This window comes from Xanthobacter sp. DMC47 (assembly GCF_056313845.1).
Map to the genome: position 1 here is coordinate 1,086,561 of NZ_JBQUZM010000004.1, position 15,237 is coordinate 1,101,797.

Below are 15,237 nucleotides of genomic sequence, written 5' to 3' on the forward strand. Positions count from 1 at the left end.
ATGAAGACGCGCCGCGCTTAGCTGCGGAAATAGGCCGGCCACAGCGCGACAAGATCCGGCGCATAGGCGAGCGAGTTGGACAGATGCGTGCGCAGCGCCTCCTGCGCCGCGCCGGCATCGCCGGCCCGCACCGCGGCGGCCACCGCCCGGTGCTCCCGCAGCACCCGCTCCGCCTTGCCCGGCATGGGCAGATGCAGGCGGCGGATGCGGTCGATATGGCCGGAATAGCGGCGCACCATCAGCCACAGGCTGTGGATGCCGGTGGCGTCGAACAGCACGCGGTGGAAGTCGCGGTCGCCGGCATCGAAGCCGGGAAGGTCGCCGCGCGCGAGCCGCTCGTCCTGGAGAGCGATCACCCCATCGAGGCGGGCGGCGATCCCCGCATGCTCCTCGCCCAGCGCCACCGTGCGCACCGCCTCCAGCTCGATGGAGCGGCGCAGAAAGTGCGCCTGCCGGGCGAGTTCCAGATCGATGGGGCTCACCACGGTGGCGTGCTGGGGGAAGATCTCCACCAGTTGCTCCTCCTGGAGCTTCAGGAGCGCGTCGCGCACCGGCGTCGAGGAGAAACCGAACAGGTCCTGCAATTCGGCGCGGGAGATCAGCGTGCCTGGTGGCATGTCCAGCGTGATGATCCGCTCGCGCAGATAATCGAACACCTGCGGCGCCGCATGGCGGGAGGGATCGCGGGAGGGCCGCGCGCTGCGCGTCGGGTCCATGGTCGTCGTGTCCATCCCGCGAGGATAGCAAATCAGGCGCTTGACGCCACTGATGCATTAGCGTTTTAGTGGACCCATAAATGAGAAGGCCCCGCCTCAGGCAGGGGCCGCCGAGGAAACGACCGCCGCCGGCGCATCCGCCTGCCCCATTTCCGGGCGGCATGGACGGCGCCCGTGAAGCCCGCGCACCGCAACCGCGCAGCCAACCGGCCCCGGGAGGACCCATGATCCATTTGCAACGCCCGTCCCGCTCATTCGCCGCCGGCGCGCTTCTCGCCGTGCTCGCCGCAACCGCCCTGCCCCTCGCCGGCGCGGCGGCGGCGGAGACCTATCCGCAGCGGCCCGTCACCGTGGTGGTGCCCTTCCCGCCCGGCGGCGCCTCCGACAGCACGGCGCGCCTCACCTCCCAGAAGGTGAGCGAGGCGCTAGGCCAGCCCGTGGTCATCGACAACCGCCCCGGCGCCAACGGCGGCACGGGCGCGACCCATGTGAAGACCGCGCCGGCGGACGGCTACACGCTGCTGGTGGGCTCCATCGGCGTCTTCGCCATCAATCCGGCGCTCTATCCGGCGCTGAGCTATTCGCCCAAGTCCGATTTCGATCTCATCACGGTGGCCGTGCGCACGCCCAACGTGCTGGTGGCGAACCCCAATTTCCCGACGAATTCGGTCAAGGAACTGGTGGACTATCTGAAGAAGAACCCGGACAAGGTGACCTTCGCCTCCTCCGGCGTCGGCTCCTCCGACCACCTCACCGCCGCGCTGTTCTGGCAGAAGACGGGCACCTCCGGCATCCATGTGCCCTACAAGGGGGGCGGACCGGCCATCAGCGACCTCATCGCCGGCCATGCGGACGTCTCTTTCCAGAACCTCGGCGCGGTGGCGAACCAGATCAAGGCCGGCAAGCTGAAGGCACTCGGCGTCACCGCCGCAGCCCGCAGCCCGCAGTTTCCAGACATCCCGACCCTCAAGGAGGGCGGCGTGGACGGCATCGATGTCTATTCCTGGCAGGCCGCGGCCGCACCCAAGGGCCTGTCGCCGGAGGTGAAGGCCAAGGTGGTGGACGCCTTCAAGGCAGCCCTCGCCGACCCCGGCGTGAAGGCGAAATTCAATGACCTGGGCTTCGAGGTGGTGGCCAGCACCCCGGCCGAGTTCGCCGCATTCCAGGCCGCCGAGGAGCAGCGCTGGCGCGAGGTGGTGAAGGCCGGCAACATCGTGGTCCAGTAACCCCCAACTTTACCTTCGCGCCGGGCGGTCTCGCCCGGTGCCCGACGGTCCCTGAGACACGGGTTCTTGAGACATGACACGCCTGAAGACACCGGACCAACTGCGCAGCGCCCGCTGGTTCGCCGCCGACGACCTGCGCAGCTTCGGCCACCGCTCCCGCCTGCGGCAGATGGGCTATGCCCCGGAGGACTGGGCGGGCCGGCCGGTGATCGCCATTCTCAACACCTGGTCGGATTTCAACTCCTGCCACGCCCATTTCCGGGACCGGGTGGAGGACATCAAGCGCGGCGTGCTGCAGGCCGGCGGCTTTCCACTGGAAGTGCCGGTGCATTCGGTATCCGAGACCTTCCTGAAGCCATCCTCCATGCTCTACCGCAACATGCTGGCCATGGAGGTGGAGGAGGTGATCCGCGCCCATCCCGTGGACGGCGCGGTGCTGATGGGCGGCTGCGACAAGAGCACCCCGGCCCTGCTCATGGGCGCCACCAGCGCCGGCGTGCCGGCCATCTATGTGCCGGCCGGCCCCATGCTGCGGGGCAACTGGAACGGCAAGACGCTGGGCTCCGGCTCGGACGCCTGGAAGTTCTGGGACGAGCGGCGCGCCGGCAACATCGGCGAGGCGGAGTGGAACGAGATCGAGGGCGGCATCGCCCGCTCCTACGGCCATTGCATGACCATGGGCACAGCCAGCACCATGACCGCGATCGCCGAGGCGCTGGGCATGACGCTGACCGGCGCCTCGTCCGTGCCGGCGGCGGATGCCGGCCACATGCGCATGTGCGCAGCCTCCGGTCGGCGCATCGTCGACATGGTGTGGGAGGACCTGACGCCGGCCCGCATCCAGACCCGCGCGGCGTTCGAGAACGCCATCATCGTCGCCATGGCCATGGGCTGCTCCACCAATGCCATCATCCATCTCATCGCCCAGGCCCGCCGCGCCGGTGCCGACATCACCCTCGATGATTTCGACGCGGCCAGCCGCCGCGTGCCGGTGCTCGCCAACGTGCGGCCGAGCGGCGATGCCTATCTGATGGAGGACTTCTACTTCGCCGGCGGCCTGCCGGCGCTGATGGGACGCCTCGCGGACTTCCTCCACCTCGATGCCCTCACCGTCTCCGGCCGCACGGTGGGCGAGGCCATCGCGGGAGCGAAGGTGCACAATGACGACGTGATCCGCCCGCTTGACAAGGCCATCTATGACGAGGGCGCGCTCGCCGTGCTGCGCGGCAACCTCGCGCCGGAGGGCTGCGTCATCAAGCCCAGCGCCTGCGCGCCCCATCTGCGCGTCCATACCGGCCCGGCGCTGGTGTTCGACGATTACCCCAGCCTCAAGGCCGCCACCGACGACGAGAACCTCGACGTGACGCCCGACCACGTGCTGGTACTGCGCAATGCCGGCCCCCTCGGCGGCCCCGGCATGCCCGAATGGGGCATGCTGCCCATCCCCAAGGCGCTGGTGAAGGCGGGCGTGCGCGACATGCTGCGCATCTCGGACGCGCGCATGAGCGGCACCAGCTATGGCGCCTGCATTCTCCACGTCTCGCCAGAAAGCCATGTGGGCGGGCCTCTGGCCCTGCTGCGGACCGGCGATCTCGTCACCGTCGATGTGCCCAACCGGCGCATCGATATGGAGGTGCCGGCCGAGGAGCTGGAGCGCCGCCGCGCCGCCTTGCCCGCGCCCGTGCCGCGCTATGAGCGCGGCTATGGCTGGATGTATTCCAAGCACATCAGCCAGGCACACCTCGGCTGCGACTTCGACTTCCTGGAAACCTCCTTCGGCGCCGCCCCCGGCGAACCGGCCATCTACTGAACAAGGAACAGCCCCTTGGACCTGCCTCGCAACGCCTTCAAGCACGCCATCTATGCCGGCCAGCAGCAGATCGGCCTGTGGAGCAGCCTCGCCAGCCATGTGTCGGTAGAGATCCTCGCCGGCGCCGGCTTCGACTGGCTACTGCTGGACACCGAGCATTCGGCCAACGAGGTGCCGATGGTGCTCAGCCAGCTCCAGGCCTGCATGGAGCACCCCTCCGTGATGCCCATCGTGCGCCCGCCGGTGAACGATCCCGTCGCCATCAAGCGGCTGCTCGACGCGGGGGTGCAGACCCTGCTGCTGCCCATGGTGGACACGCCGGAGCAAGCCGCCGATGCGGTGGCGGCGACGCGCTATCCGCCCGCCGGCATCCGCGGCTTCGCCTCCGCCTCCCGCGCCTCGCGCTTCGGCCGGATCAGCGACTATCACCAGCGCGCCCATGAGGAAATCTGCGTTCTGGTACAGATCGAATCCCGGCTCGGCATGGACAATCTCGAAGCCATCTGCGCCGTGCCCGGCGTGGACGGGGTGTTCATCGGCCCCGGCGATCTTTCGGCCGCCATCGGCTATCTGGGCGACCAGAACAACGAGCACATCGTCACCCTCATCGAGGGACTGATCGGCCGCATCGTGGCCGCCGGCAACCGCCCCGGCATCCTCACGGGCGCCGAGGCGCTGGCCCGCCGCTACATCGCCGCCGGCTGCATGTTCACCGCGGTCGGCTCCGACACCGGCCTCCTCGCGCGCAACGCCGAGGCGCTGGCGAAACGCTTCCGCGGGTAGGGCGCCGCCCTACACCGCCTTCCGGTAGACCGGAAAGGATTCAACTAAATCGAATAACTATATGAAAGAGGTTCGCGTCCGTCCGGGCATATGGTCAATTGCCATGGCTCACTCTGCGTCTCGCCTGATGGTCACGACGGTCGTCACAATGCCCTGGAGGCGGCCGAAGAGGTAGCCCAGGCTTGCGGTCAGGATGAGGATCACCGCCGCGACGAAGTCGGGAGAGGTGCCGATTCGACCGTTTGGCTCGCTGACCACGGATCCGGACAGAAAATAGACCGAAGCCACGAGCGCAGCAGCGACGATGCCGAGGCCAGCGAGACGGACTGCGCCTGCCCCTGTCTGGGGCCCGGGTATCGCGGCGGGAAAGAGGCCTGGCGATGGGATAGCATGGGGTTTTGCGCTGGGCGGCATCCCGGACACCGCAGGCGAGGCTGGCGCATCCCCCTGCCCTCCGTCCCGGCGCGCGACGATCTCCTGGGCGAAGCGCTTGAAAAAGGCTCCGGACATCTGCTTCGCCGTCGCGTCGATGAGCCGTGCGCCGAGCTGGGCGAGCTTGCCGCCGACCTGGGCCTCGACCTCGTAGCGCAGGATCGTCCCGTCGCCATCCGCCTCCAGGCGCACCAACGCCTCGCCCTTGGCGAAGCCTGCCATGCCGCCCTGGCCTTCGCCGCTGATGCGGTAGCTGTTCGGCGGATCGAGGTCAGAGAGTGTCACCGCGCCTTCGAACCGCGCGCTCACCGGCCCTACCTTGAGCACCACCTTCGCGCTCATCTGGGTGTCGGAGCTCTTCATCAGTTCCTGGCAGCCCGGGATGCAAAGCTTCAGAACTTCCGGATCGTTGAGAGCCTGCCAGACCACCGCGCGGGGGGCCGGAATGCGCTGTTCGCCACTCATGTCCATGTGCGTATCTCCCGTCCGCTTCAGGCTGGCGTGTCGATGCCGCCGAGGCAGAGGTATTTGATCTCCAGATAGTCCTCGATGCCGTATTTCGAGCCCTCACGGCCGAGCCCTGACGACTTCACGCCGCCAAATGGCGCGACCTCGGTCGAGATGAGCCCCTCGTTGATGCCGACGATGCCCGCCTCGATGGCCTCCGCCACGCGGAAGATGCGGCCCACGTCCCGGCTGTAGAAGTAGGCCGCGAGGCCGAACTCGGTGGCGTTGGCGAGCGCGATCGCCTCGGCCTCCGTCTCGAACCGGATCAGTGGAGCGACCGGCCCGAATGTCTCCTCGGAGAAGATGAGTGCATCCTTCGGCACGTCGGCCAGAACGGTCGGCTCGAAGAAGCTGTGACCGAGGGCATGAGGCTGTCCACCGGTGACGATGCGGGCGCCTTTAGCCACTGCGTCGGCGATGTGTTCCTCCACTTTTGCGACGGCGGCAGCATTGATGAGCGGCCCCTGGGTGACGCCCTCCGCCATTCCAGGGCCGACCTTCAGCCGCCCCACCGCATCGGCCAGCTTTAAGGCGAAGGTGTCGTAGACACCGGCCTGCACCAGGAAACGGTTGGCGCACACGCAGGTCTGCCCGGTGTTGCGATATTTGGAGGCCATGGCGCCCTTGACCGCCTCATCAAGGTCGGCGTCGTCGAAGACGATGAAGGGCGCGTTGCCGCCCAGCTCCATGCTGGTCTTCTTCACCGTCGGCGCGCACTGGGCGAGGAGCAGTGCGCCCACGCGTGTGGACCCGGTGAACGACAGCTTGCGCACGAGGGGGTTCTCGCACAGCTCCTTGCCCGTCTCGGAAGAGGGGCCGGTGATGATGTTGCAGACACCGGGCGGCAGGCCCGCGCGCTCGGCCAGCACACCCAGCGCGAGGGCGGAGAAAGGCGTCTCACTCGCTGGACGGATCACCCCGGTGCAGCCGGCGGCCCAGCCCGGCCCGGCCTTGCGGGTGATCATGGCCGAGGGGAAATTCCAGGGCGTGATGGCGGCAAAGACGCCGATGGGCTCCTTCTGCACGATGATGCGCCGGCCCGGCAGGGGAGCGGGAATGGTGTCGCCATAGACGCGCTTCGCCTCCTCGGCGAACCACTCGATGAAGGCGGCCGCATAGGCGATCTCGCCCTTGGCTTCGGCGAAGGGCTTGCCCTGCTCGGCGGTCATGATGCGGGCGAGATCGTCCTGGTTCGCCATCATCAGATCGAACAGGCGCCGCAGGACTGCTGCGCGCTCCTTGCCCGTCCTAGCCCGCCAGCTCTTCTGCGCGGCGTGGGCCACACCGATGGCCCGCGCGACTTCAGAGCGCGACAGCGCGGGCACATGGCCGATGAGCGTGCCATCCGCCGGATTGGTGACGGCGATGGTCGCGCCGCTCGCGGCGGACACCCATTCGCCGCCAATAAGGTTCGCTTCGCGGAAGAGGCTCGGATCCGCGAGGCCGACCGTCGCGGCGGAATTCTTGTCGGTCATTGCGCCCTCTCAGCCCTGGAAGTCCACGACGAGACGCACGACGGAACCTTCATGCAAACGATCGAAGCCGTCGTTGATCTCTTCGAGCGGGATGCGCCCGCTCATCAGGCGGTCCACGGGCAGACGGCCCGCCTTGTAAAGCTCGATGTAGCGCGGCACGTCGCGCACCGGCACGCAGGTGCCGATATAGCTGCCCTTCACCGTGCGCTCTTCCGCGACGAGGCTCACGATGTTCACCGGCAGCACGGCATCCGGCGGTGGCAGGCCGGCGGTGACGGTGGTGCCGCCGCGCTTCGTCATCTTGTAGGCATTCTCAAGCGCCCGCGCGGAGCCGGCGAACTCGAACACGAAATCCGCGCCGCCGCCCGTCAGCGCCCGCACCTGATCGATGGCATCGGGGGCGCGTGCATCCACGACGCCGGTGGCGCCGAGGTCCTTGGCCAGTTGCAGCTTTTCCGGCGACAGGTCCACCGCGACCACCCGAGCGGCGCCCGCCGCCAGAGCCCCGAGGACGGCGGCGAGACCCACGCCGCCAAGCCCGACCACAGCCACCGTCTCGCCTGCCTGCACACGGGCTGTGTTCACCACCGCGCCGACCCCCGTCAGCACGGCGCAACCGAACAGCGCGGCGACGTCGAGGGGGACATCCTTGTCTATCCGGACCAATGAGCGGCGCGACACGACCGCATGGTCGGCGAAGGCGGAGCATCCGAGGTGATGATGAATGGTCTCCGCGCCCTCGTGCAGCCGGATCGCGCCAGTCAGCAATTCGCCCTTGCCGTTCGCCACCGCGCCGGGCTCGCACAGGGCGGGGCGGCCCTGCGAGCAGGGCTGGCAATGGCCGCAACTGGGCATGAACACCATAACCACGTGATCGCCCGGCTTGAGATCGTCCACTCCGTCGCCCGCCTCGACCACCACGCCCGCCGCCTCGTGGCCGATGGCCATCGGCATGGGCCTCGGACGGCTGCCGTTGATGACGGAAAGGTCCGAGTGGCAGAGGCCCGCCGCCGCGATCTTCACCAGCACCTCGTCGCGACCGGGTCGATCGAGTTCGACCTCTTCGATATGGAGCGGATGGCTCTGCGCGTAAGGCATCTGCGCGCCCATGCTGCGCAGGACTGCGGCTTTGATCTTCATGGCGTGGTGCTCCCTTGCGTCCCTCGACCGCGCTTGCCGCCTCTGGCCCGGGCGGCTTGACACCGATTAACATAGTCTAATAATGCAAGTCACTAGGGAACGGAAACCGATATGCCGGAAATGCGCCGATGAAGCCCGCCCGGTTCGACTATGTTCGCGCCGAGAACATCGCCCATGCAGTGGAGGCACTCGCAGGCGCGGGCGGCGACGGGAAGGTGCTCGCCGGCGGGCAGAGCCTCATGCCCATGATGAATTTTCGCCTCGTGAAGCCATCAGTTCTGGTGGACATCAACCGCATCCCCGACCTCGACCGCATTACGCTCGAAGCCGGCGCCCTGCGCCTCGGCGCGCTGGTGCGCCACCGCATGACGGCGGAGGACGGGCTGGTGGCGCGGCACATCCCGGTGCTCCACGCCGCCATGAAGCATGTGGCGCATCTCACGGTGCGCAACCGCGGCACCTTCTGCGGCAGCGTCTGCCACGCCGACCCTGCCGCCGAGATGCCCATGATGACGCTGCTGCTCGATGGCACCATCCATATCGCCTCGCCGCGCGGCGCCCGCGCCATGCCAGCGCGGGACTTCCTCACAGGCTCCCTTGCCACCGCGCTGGAGCCCGACGAGATGGTCACGGGAGTCGATCTCGCCATTCCGGAGGACGGCACCGGCTGGGCCTTCCAGGAGTTCTCCCGCCGCCACGGCGACTATGCGCTGGCAGCCGTGGCCGTGCTCATGGCGCGGGTGGACGGGCGGATGCGCAATGTGCGCATCGCCATGATGGGCATCGCCGACACGGCCATCCGGTTCAACGAGGTGGAAGCGGCTCTGGAGGGACGCGAAGGCACGCTTGCGGCCTTCGACGAGGCGGTGACCCGCCTGCAAGCCTCTATCGAACCGAATTCCGATCTCAGCGCCTCCGCCGACTATCGCCGCCACCTCTCGGGTGCCCTCGCGCGTCGCGCGCTTGCCGATGCGTGGAGTCGCGCCCGCGAGACGGACGGGGACGCAGCCTGATGCAAGATGCAGTCACCATCACGCTCACCATCAATGGGCTTACACATACCCGAGCGGTGGACGCGCGCCTGCTGCTGAGCGATTTCCTGCGTCACGACCTCGGCCTCACCGGCACCCACGTGGGCTGCGAGCACGGGGTGTGCGGCGCCTGCACCATCCTCCTGGACGGGCGCAGCGCCCGCTCCTGCCTCACCCTCGCCATTCAGGCGGACGGCGCCACCATCGAGACTGTGGAAGGGCTGGGCCGGATGGGCGATCTCGGCAGGGTGCAGCAGGCGTTCCGCGATCACCACGGCCTGCAATGCGGCTTCTGCACGCCGGGCTTCCTGATGACCATCACCGATATGCTGCGCCACCACACTCTGGAAAGCGACGACGCGATCCGGGAGGCGCTGTCCGGCAACATCTGCCGATGCACGGGCTACCAGCACATCGTGGAGGCGGTGCGAGAGCTGGCGCGCGAACGGGGGCCGCTGACATGACCGCCTTCGACGCTTCAGTGGAGATGCGCCCCAAGCTGGTCGGCCAGCGCATCAAGCGCACCGAGGACCCGCGCCTGCTCACCGGCTCGGGCCGCTACGTGGACGATATGGCACCCGCCGGCCTCCTCCACGTGGCGGTGCTGCGCAGCGACCAGCCCCATGCGCGCATCCGGTCCATCGATGTCGGGGAGGCCTTCGCAGTGCCCGGCGTGGTCGCGATCTTCGACGCCGGGGATATCGTCTCCGACTTCAAGCCGGCCATCCCCACCTCCCGCATGAAGGGCTATTACGCGACACCCTTCCGCCCCCTCGCCGAGGGCAAGGTGCGCTATGTGGGTGAGCCCGTGGTCGCGGTGGTGGCCGAGAGCCGCTACGCCGCCGAGGATGCGCTGGAGCTCATCTCCATCGATTACGAGCCGCTGCCCGTCGCCGTCTCAAAAGACGACGCAGCTGTGGACGACGCCCCGCTCTTGCATGACGAGGCCGGCACCAACGTCATCATCTCCCGCACCTTCGCCCGCGGCGACGTGGATGCAGCCATCGCCGCCGCGGCAGTGGTGGTGAAGGGCCGCTTCCGCATGACGCGCAAGACGCCCATGCCCATGGAAACCCGCTCCTACCTCGCCGAGTGGGACCGACGGCGGCAGGCGCTGACCCTGCATTCCTCCACCAATATCCCCGGCATCATCTGCGATGTGCTCGGCGCCTGCCTCGACCTTCCGGGCAATCGGGTGCGGGTGGTCGCGCCCGACGTGGGCGGCAGCTTCGGCGGCAAGGGCTCGCTGAACCATGAGGAGATGCTGGTCTGCGTGCTCGCGCGCAAGCTGGAGCGGCCGGTGAAGTTCGTCGCCGACCGCATGGAGGACCTCACCGCCATGAGCCAGGCCTTCGACGAAACCATCGAGGCGGAGTTGGCGGTGGATGCGGACGGCCGCCTCCTCGGCCTCCGGGCGGACGTGATCGGCGATATCGGCGCCTACTCGATCTATCCGTGGACCGGCGCGCTGGAGCCGGTGCAGGTGGTGAGCTTCCTGCCCGGCCCTTACCGCATGGAGCATTATCGCGGCCGGGTGCGGGGCGTGCTCACGCCCAAGCCGCCCACCGGCCCCTATCGGGGCGTCGGCCGCCCCTCCTCCACCTTCGCCATGGAACGGCTGATGGACATGGCCGCGCGCAAGCTCAGCATGGACCCGGCGGAGATCCGTCGCCGCAATCTGGTGACAGCCGAGGAATTTCCCTACCGCACCGGCTCCGGCATCATCTGGGATCGCTCCGCGTTTCAAGAGTGCCTGCAAGGCGTGTGCGGTCTGGTGGACTACCCCGCCCTGCTGCGTCAGCGCGATGCGGCACGGGCAGAGGGCCGCTGGGTCGGCATCGGCTTCGCGAGCTATGCGGAGCTGACAGGCATCGGCTCGCGCATCGCCGTCGCGCCCGGCATGCCCATCAACACTGGCACGGAGACCTCCACCATCCGCATCGATGCCACCGGAGCCGTTACAGCCGCGTTCGGCATCTCCTCCCATGGACAGGGGCTGGAGACGACTCTGGCCCAGGTGGTGGCAGACGAGCTGGGCTGCCGCATGGAAGACGTGGAGATCCAGCACGGCGACAGCGCCCTCGTGCCCATGGGCACGGGCACCTACGCCAGCCGCTCGGCCGTGCTCGGCGGCGGCGCCGCCACCAAAACCGCTCGGGTGGTGAAGGCAAAGGTGCTGAAAGCCGCCGCCTTCCTCATGGAGGTCCCGGTGGAAGACCTTGAGGCTCAAGGCGGGGTCATCCGCGCCCGCTCTTCCAATGCGACGATGACTTTCCGGGAGGTCGCCCACGCGGTCTATGCGCAGATGGGGCGCATCCCCCATGAGCAGCGGGAGGATCTCGTCGCCTCCGAGAGCTACGACCCCTATCTCGGCACGGCCTGCGCCTCCACCCACCTCGCCATGGTGGAGGTGGACCCCGATACATTTGCCGTCACGGTGACGCGCTTCGCCGTGGCGGAGGATTGCGGACGCATCATCAATCCGCTGATCGTGGACGGGCAGGTGCACGGCGCCGTGGCGCAGGGAATCGGTGCCGCGCTGCTGGAGGAAGTGGTTCACGACGAAGGCGGACAATTGCTCACCGCTAGCCTCGCTGACTATCTCGTCCCCATCGCCAGTACCATGCCGCAGATCGAGATCCTGCATGTGGAGGCGGAACTGCCGAACAACATCGGTGGCTTCCGCGGCATGGGCGAAGGCGGCACCATCGGCGCGCCGGCCGCCATCGCCAATGCGGTGTCGGATGCGCTCGCGCCGCTCGGTATCGAGATCGACACGCTGCCGGTGACGCCGGACCGCTTGTTCCGTCTGGTTCAGGCCGCGCGTAGCTCCACTTCCCGCTGACGCAGGCTGAGGCGACAATAGGCGGAAACGGATCGGGCGCCGGCTCCTGAGGAGCCGGCGCCCGTTTCTTCGCGGGAAGGTTTGTTGCAGCCGTGTCAGGGCAACGGCTGCACCATCTCCTTCAGCCGGAAGCGGATGATCTTGCCGGAGCCCGTGCGCGGAATCTCGTCCACCTGATGAACCACGTGGGGCACCTTGTAGGACGAAAGGTGATGCCGGCAGTGATCGAGCAGCAGGTCCGCGTCGAAGCTGGAGTCGCGTGGCACCACATACAATGCCGGCACCTCGCCGAGCTGGGGATGGGCGACACCCGCCACAGCACAGTCGAGCACGCCGGAGAATAGCAGCACCACCTCCTCGATCTCCGCCGGGGCGATGTTCTGCCCGCCGCGGATGATGAGCTCCTTGAGCCGACCGGTGATGGTGACGAAGCCGTTGCGGTCGGCGCGGGCGAGGTCGCCGGTGTGGTACCAGCCGTTGCGCAGGGCCTTGGCCGTTTCCTCCGGCTTGTTATGATAGCCGAGCATCACGTTCGGCCCGCGCACGATCAGTTCGCCCTCCTGTCCGGCATCGAGGTCGCGCAGGCTCGCGGGATCGACAATGCGCAGCGCGACGCCCGGCAGGGGCAGACCGCACGACCCCATGACGCGCGAGGACGAGGCCGCATTCATCGTCACCATGGTCGAGGTCTCGGTGATGCCGTAGCCATCCAGCAGCGGCACGCGGAACGCGCCCTCGAAGGCGGTGTTGAGTGTCGCCGGCATGATGGCTCCCGCCGAAACGCACACGCGCAGTCCCGGCAGGGAACTGCGTCCCTCCGCCAGCGCCGCCTCCATCAGGTAATGGAACATGGTGGGCACGCCGGGGAAGACGGTGAACTCGCCGGTCTCCAACAGCCGCATGGCCTCGCGGGTCGAGTATTTGTCCAGGATGTACTCGCTCGCGCCCGTGGCGAGGATGGACAGCACCGAGAAGTTCAGCGCGTAGGAATGGAACAGGGGCAGCGGCGAAAGCACATTGTCCTCGCAGCTCAGCCTCACGATCGGCCCCCAGCAGGCCGCCGTCACCCACAGCATGCTGCGACAGGTCAGCAGCACGCCCTTGGCGCGACCTGTTGTCCCCGAGGTGTAGATGATGAAGGACGCCGCATCGATATCCGCGGCATCGCGCGGGGGCGCGGCCGACGGCAGGTCCGCCAGCGTCTCGAAGCTGCGCAGGTCCCCGGCCGCGGCGTCGACCATCAGCAGGCCGGCGACGCTGGGGGCCTCGGCCCGCAATGCCTCCACCATCTCCGCGCGTGCCGCCGTGGTGATGACGATCCGGCACGCGGCGTCCGACAGACGGTAGGAGACTTCGCCGGGCGCCGCCTCGGCGCTGATGGGCACCGCGATGCCCCCGGCCCGGACGATGGCGAGGCAGGCCTCCACCCAGGCGACGCTGTTCGGCAGCAGGATCGCGACGCGATCCCCGGGACCGACGCCAAGGCCGGCGAGATGTCCGGCAAGGTTCGCCGTGCGCCGCTCCAGATCGGTATATGTGACCGATCGCCGGGCGTCGCGGAACGCGACCTTCGCGCCGCGCTCCGAGGCATGCCGCCGCAACAGCTCCGGCACCGGAGCGATCAGATCCGCCTTGAGCATCCGTTCCTCCCCTCTGATGACCGCGTTCTTGTGCGCGGCTGTCGTCACACCATGCAGAAGCCGCCGGAGATGGAGATCACCTGGCCGGTGATCCACGATCCCTTCGGCGAGGCAAGCAGGGCCACTGTGGGCGCAATGTCCTCCGGCTGGCCGAGACGGCGCAGCGGATAGAATTTGGTGAGCTTGTCGCGATTGGCTTCCACCCACGAGCGGTCGTGAGCGGTCTCGACGAGACCCAGGGAGACGGTGTTTGCCGTCACGCCGCTGCGGCCCAGTTCCCGCGCCAGCGACTTCATGAGGGCGATGGTGCCCGCCCGCGCCGCAGCGACGATGGCGAGGCCGGATTCGCCCACGCGCGAGGAATCCCCGACGATGGCGATAAGACGCCCGTCGCCCGCCTTCTCCAGATGCGGGACGGCCGCGTGGGCGAGATGGATGGCGCCATAGAGGCAGGTATCGATCTGCGCCTTCCACTCCCTCTCGGTGGAGTCGGTGAACCGCTGCCGGATGGCGAGGCCGGCATTGTTGACCACGATGTTCAGGCCGCCGAAATCTGTGACGATGGCCTCGACCATCCCCTTCACCGCGGCGAAGTCGGCCACGTCTGCCTTGTAGGCCTTCGCCTCGCCGCCCAGCGCGCGGATCTCGTCGACGACGGCCTGCGCCTCTTCGGCCGAATTGCGGTAGTTCAACGCGACGGTCGCGCCCTCGGCGGCGAGGGCCAGCGATATCTCGCGCCCCACGTCGCGCGCGCCGCCGGTGACCAGCGCGACCTTGCCCTTGAGATTGAGATCCATGGAAAATCCGCCTTGCGTGAGATGAGGGATGGAAACGGGGCCGCGCCTTACGCGTAGGCGTCTGCCCCCTTCCGGAGGCTCTGCCATTGGGCATCGTCATGGCCGCAGAGGACGGTGGCGCCGCCCACCTCGATCCTGCGGATTTCCGCGATGGAGCGATTGTGCAGGTCGACGTTCCAGGTGTTCTTCGGCACCACGTCCGTGTCGAGGCTTGTGCGCAGGCTTACCGCGTCCGAGGCCAGCAGGAAGGCGCCATCCCGGTCGAGTGAGACAAGAGCCCCGGTGAGGCCCGGCGTGTGGCCGGGAAACGGAATGAGGGTGACGCGCCCATCGCCGAACAGATCCTTCTCTCCCTCGATCAGCTCGAGGGGATTGCCCTGGTCCCACTCCACCGGGAGATAGCCCGCCGAAGCCGCATTCTCGGCCTTCGCCGCGGCAAGCTCCGCCGCGTGGACCACGACCGTCGCCTTGGGAAAAAACCCGTTGCAGCCGCAATGGTCGGGATGGAAGTGCGAGCAGACCACCACGTCGATGTCGTCGGCCCCGAGGCCCACGCAGGCGAGTTGCGAGACCACGTTGTCCTCACGCCCCATGATCGGCGTCATGGCCCGCGCCACGCCGCCCCAGCGCGCTTCGGCATCGTCAACCACGGACGGGTGACATCCCGTGTCGAACAGGACGTTGCCCTGGGCATGGCGCAGAAGGATGGAGGCAACCGGCAGCTCGATGGTCTCGCTGCGGTCGGCATCGGGCTGGTAGATATGCCGCTTCATCCGGAGACGGCCGCCGGAAAGCACGTGCATCTTCATTGCTGTTTCCTCCCGTGCGGGACCGC

At 68.1% G+C, this 15,237-nt stretch carries 13 protein-coding genes; 6 read left to right on the forward strand and 7 right to left on the reverse strand.

All coding sequences use genetic code 11. The features are described from left to right. Positions 1-17: 17 nt before the first annotated feature. Positions 18-716: a GntR family transcriptional regulator gene (locus tag ACT54R_RS16870; protein ID WP_476328168.1), complete on the reverse strand. Its 699-nt coding sequence runs from the start codon at positions 714-716 to the stop codon at positions 18-20. Between the two features lie 224 nt (positions 717-940). Here ACT54R_RS16870 and ACT54R_RS16875 point away from each other — a divergent pair, with 224 nt between their 5' ends. The 3 genes from ACT54R_RS16875 (at position 941) to ACT54R_RS16885 (ending at position 4,535) form a co-directional block, all read left to right on the forward strand. Then, the gene (locus tag ACT54R_RS16875) at positions 941-1,942 is read left to right on the forward strand and encodes a Bug family tripartite tricarboxylate transporter substrate binding protein (protein ID WP_476328169.1); all 1,002 of its coding nucleotides are present in this window, start codon (positions 941-943) and stop codon (positions 1,940-1,942) included. Between the two features lie 73 nt (positions 1,943-2,015). Beyond that, a complete protein-coding gene (gene araD, locus ACT54R_RS16880; protein WP_476328171.1) occupies positions 2,016-3,752 on the forward strand; it encodes an L-arabinonate dehydratase in 1,737 nt (578 codons plus the stop codon). A 15-nt stretch (positions 3,753-3,767) separates the two neighbouring features. Continuing rightward, on the forward strand, positions 3,768-4,535 hold the full coding sequence (locus ACT54R_RS16885) for an HpcH/HpaI aldolase family protein (protein WP_476328173.1): 768 nt from the start codon (positions 3,768-3,770) through the stop codon (positions 4,533-4,535). Between the two features lie 108 nt (positions 4,536-4,643). On the opposite strand, the gene ACT54R_RS16890 is transcribed toward ACT54R_RS16885, so the two are convergent. The 3 genes from ACT54R_RS16890 to ACT54R_RS16900 are packed head-to-tail and all read right to left on the reverse strand — an operon-like array spanning position 4,644 to position 8,089. Then, positions 4,644-5,438 carry an SRPBCC family protein gene (locus tag ACT54R_RS16890; protein WP_476328175.1) on the reverse strand — a complete coding sequence of 265 codons (795 nt, stop codon included), beginning with the start codon at positions 5,436-5,438 and terminating at the stop codon, positions 4,644-4,646. A 20-nt stretch (positions 5,439-5,458) separates the two neighbouring features. Continuing rightward, positions 5,459-6,949, reverse strand: a complete 1,491-nt coding sequence (locus ACT54R_RS16895; protein ID WP_476328177.1) for an NAD-dependent succinate-semialdehyde dehydrogenase — start codon at positions 6,947-6,949, stop codon at positions 5,459-5,461. A 9-nt stretch (positions 6,950-6,958) separates the two neighbouring features. Then, a complete protein-coding gene (locus ACT54R_RS16900) occupies positions 6,959-8,089 on the reverse strand; it encodes a zinc-dependent alcohol dehydrogenase family protein (protein ID WP_476328179.1) in 1,131 nt (376 codons plus the stop codon). Positions 8,090-8,217: 128 nt separating this feature from the next. Between ACT54R_RS16900 and ACT54R_RS16905 the strand changes: the two genes are divergently transcribed. From ACT54R_RS16905 to ACT54R_RS16915, 3 genes are read left to right on the forward strand one after another with little or no spacing between them, the layout of a single operon-like run. Next, positions 8,218-9,102, forward strand: a complete 885-nt coding sequence (locus tag ACT54R_RS16905; RefSeq protein ID WP_476328181.1) for an FAD binding domain-containing protein — start codon at positions 8,218-8,220, stop codon at positions 9,100-9,102. Beyond that, positions 9,102-9,584 carry a (2Fe-2S)-binding protein gene (locus tag ACT54R_RS16910; protein WP_476328183.1) on the forward strand — a complete coding sequence of 161 codons (483 nt, stop codon included), beginning with the start codon at positions 9,102-9,104 and terminating at the stop codon, positions 9,582-9,584. The genes ACT54R_RS16905 and ACT54R_RS16910 overlap by 1 nt, the downstream gene beginning before the upstream one ends. Next, on the forward strand, positions 9,581-11,965 hold the full coding sequence (locus ACT54R_RS16915; protein ID WP_476328185.1) for a xanthine dehydrogenase family protein molybdopterin-binding subunit: 2,385 nt from the start codon (positions 9,581-9,583) through the stop codon (positions 11,963-11,965). Before ACT54R_RS16910 ends, ACT54R_RS16915 begins: the two co-directional genes overlap by 4 nt. Positions 11,966-12,060: 95 nt before the next feature. On the opposite strand, the gene ACT54R_RS16920 is transcribed toward ACT54R_RS16915, so the two are convergent. The 3 genes from ACT54R_RS16920 to ACT54R_RS16930 are packed head-to-tail and all read right to left on the reverse strand — an operon-like array spanning position 12,061 to position 15,211. Beyond that, entirely contained in the window at positions 12,061-13,605 is a 1,545-nt protein-coding gene (locus ACT54R_RS16920) for a class I adenylate-forming enzyme family protein (protein WP_476328187.1), read from the reverse strand. Between the two features lie 44 nt (positions 13,606-13,649). Then, complete coding sequence (locus tag ACT54R_RS16925; RefSeq protein WP_476328189.1) at positions 13,650-14,402, reverse strand: SDR family NAD(P)-dependent oxidoreductase; 753 nt, start codon at positions 14,400-14,402, stop codon at positions 13,650-13,652. A 47-nt stretch (positions 14,403-14,449) separates the two neighbouring features. Further along, positions 14,450-15,211 carry an N-acyl homoserine lactonase family protein gene (locus ACT54R_RS16930; RefSeq protein ID WP_476328191.1) on the reverse strand — a complete coding sequence of 254 codons (762 nt, stop codon included), beginning with the start codon at positions 15,209-15,211 and terminating at the stop codon, positions 14,450-14,452. Positions 15,212-15,237: the final 26 nt, after the last annotated feature.